The organism is Paenisporosarcina sp., from assembly GCF_057785155.1.
The window spans coordinates 1-2855 of sequence record NZ_JBYNRN010000048.1; the positions used below are offsets into that span (position 1 = coordinate 1).

The following is a 2855-nucleotide window of genomic DNA, read 5'->3' on the forward strand; positions in this document are numbered from 1 at the left end:
CGTTCGTCCTGAGCCAGGATCAAACTCTCCATAATAGGTGAGTCGATTAGCTCGACTTTGTTGCTGGCGTCAAAAATATTGACGTTTATAATGAACGGTTAAGTTCAAGTTTGTTTTCGATACCAACAGGTGTCGGCGTAAGAAAACGTTTTTTGCTTCCGGCACCGAAGTGCGTTCCGCTTGTTAGTTGACGTTTTGCTGTTCAGTTTTCAAGGTTCATTAGTTGTCGTCGTTGTTTCAACAGCAACTCTTATATCATATCAAATCTTCAATGTCATGTCAACAAGAAGTTTTAATTTTTTCATTTAATTCGTTGCGCTTAAATCAGCAACTTAATAAATATATCAGTCTGGCTTATAAAAGTCAATACAATAGTGAAAGTTTTTTAAAACTAAGTTTGCTTCTTTATCACTTATAAATGGATATCCTTCGAAAAGACCTGATAGGAATTCTGTAACGCTATGTATATGTGATATTTTCACAAGCTGAGTATTCACAATGCCAAATATATTTGACCTTCTTGAAAGTCTGTATTATTCACAAACTCGATTATTGTATTGAGTCAAGACAGCTTAGTTGAGTGATATAAAATTATGATTTTACAAGATTGATCCCAAATCAGTATATGAATAGGGCACGCAATCAACAAATGAGTTTATAAGATAAGTTATCGCTATTTTCTTAGGAGTCCTTCTCTGATCTAAACCTTGAATAGATAGCTTTTGTCCTTGTATAAGCTCATTCTGGAAACCATTTAGTTTATTGAATCAATAAGATAGTTATACAGGCTTATACACCCTACGCAAATTTAGTTATTACAATAGAATTAGCAATTTTGATGAGGTCTTTTTTGGGAATGGGTTCATTTCCTTTATAGTCAATTGAATATTCAACTTCGTCTACTCTAAAACTAATCGATTGAACATGATTATGCTCATTATAATGTCCAGTTGCTCCGTTTAATAATTCAACCTCTTCCTCCCAATTCGAAACCTTATTCCAACCTATTTCGCTCGTTGCCCAAACAGTTAAAATTCCTTCTTGGTTTTCGTAAACTAATTTCACTTTATTATAGCCCATCACTTTCGAGTACTTTTTATCGAGATCCTCAACATCATAGAAAGGTTCCACTACTTTAAAAGGAACGAACCAATCAGCCATATGTACCGGTAACTTTATTGTACCTAGTAAAATAAATCCACCCATAAAAACAGTCAATATTCTTCTTAATTTGTTGCTTTTGTTAAAATCATTCTTCAATTCATTTTCTCCTCTATAAGTTTTATTGAGATCAAGAATACCTTCTTGGCTTAACCAACCTCATCACATGAACATCATCGTCAATTAGAGCAGCACTAATATTCTTGGTAAACGTTAGAAAAAGAGCTGCTCAAGCAACTTTTAAGAAAAAAGTGGTTATTCACTAATTTTGTGTGATAATTCATCCTCAATGATATTCTTTATTTCTTTGCTTCCTATTACTCCATTACTGAAAATATTTGAATCAACCCAATAAACTAGTCTGAAAGAAACACCATTGTTAAGTTCAATCTCTAAAAAGATTTGGTCTCCTTCCATTTTGCCTTTCTTATATAATGATTCTGGGTCCTCTAATTTTAATTGAGACCAAGCATCCAGGAATTTTTTTGTAGAATCCTGTGTAAAGGGTTGTATTCGACTGCCATCTTCAGTGCTTTCGACATAAATATTTTTAACCAAACCATCTAACGGGTATAAATTGTCAGCAGTTTTTGCTTTTATATTAGTATCTACTAAAAAAGCCTTATCATTTGCTACAACTATAAGAGAGGATGGATATCCTTTGATTTCATAAATTGATGTACCATCTTCCAAATATGCAGCATCCCCATTTTTCATCTTATGATTACTACATGCACGATCAGCCATCTTAAAAGTTACTTTGCCAAGCTCTCTACCTTTTTCAATTGACAAAGTATTATTCCCATCAACAGGTTCAGGAAAGTGATGTTGGTATTTAATATCATTTATCATAACCATATCGACCCACTCAATTTCACCATCAGGGCATCCATTAATTGAACTGAAGTTTCCACATGAGGATAACAAAATGCTTGTGACAGAAATGATAATCATATTTTTTAAGACTTTCATAACTCACCTCCCTAGTTAGGTTTATTAACTTCCTTTATTTCTTTATATTATTCGACGCAAGGAAAATATATCCTTTTTCATATTTGTGTTACAAATCAATAAAAAATGAACACAAAAAAACCGATATCCTTTAGCAGGTATCGGTTTTTTATTTGCCTAGCGACGTCCTACTCTTTCAGGGGCTACGATCACTGAACAAATTTCAGTAGATGCTGTTCAACGTATTGGCAAACTAAGAATTTTCTAATGAAGTTAAGATTTATTCCGCTTGATGTTCGATTTATTCGGTTTCCTTGATGGTTTATTCCGTTTAAAGTAAGATTTATTCGGCTTGCGCGATGATTTATTCCGATTCACCCATATTTCCCCACAGAAAACCTCCTCGAGATCTATTCGAGGAGGGCCATTTGGTTTGTTTTCGCTATGCTGCTGTTTAGTGATGAAACTATTCATATCATTGTCTGGTGATTAAGATTTTTTGATGGCAAGACGATACTGTTAATCAATATTTAGATTTATATAGAGTGAAAGTTCTTTTCAACTTCACTTCACTTCACTTCAAAACAAAGTTAAACACAAAGAAACCGATACCCTTTAACAGGTACCGGTTTCTTATTTGCCTAGCGACGTCCTACTCTTGCAGGGGGAGACCCCCAACTACCATTGGCGCTAAAGAGCTTAACTTCCGTGTTCGGTATGGGAACGGGTGTGACCTCTTTGCC

2 protein-coding genes and 1 rRNA gene are annotated in these 2855 nt (G+C 34.3%); all 3 read right to left on the reverse strand.

Annotated features, from left to right (window positions below):
- Positions 1 to 798: 798 nt before the first annotated feature.
- Positions 799 to 1260, reverse strand: a complete 462-nt coding sequence (locus AC3EA5_RS17405; protein WP_488609471.1) for a hypothetical protein — start codon at positions 1258 to 1260, stop codon at positions 799 to 801.
- Positions 1261 to 1416: 156 nt separating this feature from the next.
- A complete protein-coding gene (locus tag AC3EA5_RS17410) occupies positions 1417 to 2133 on the reverse strand; it encodes a hypothetical protein (RefSeq protein WP_488609472.1) in 717 nt (238 codons plus the stop codon).
- A 618-nt stretch (positions 2134 to 2751) separates the two neighbouring features.
- Positions 2752 to 2855, reverse strand: a 5S ribosomal RNA gene (rrf, locus tag AC3EA5_RS17415); the annotation flags it as partial.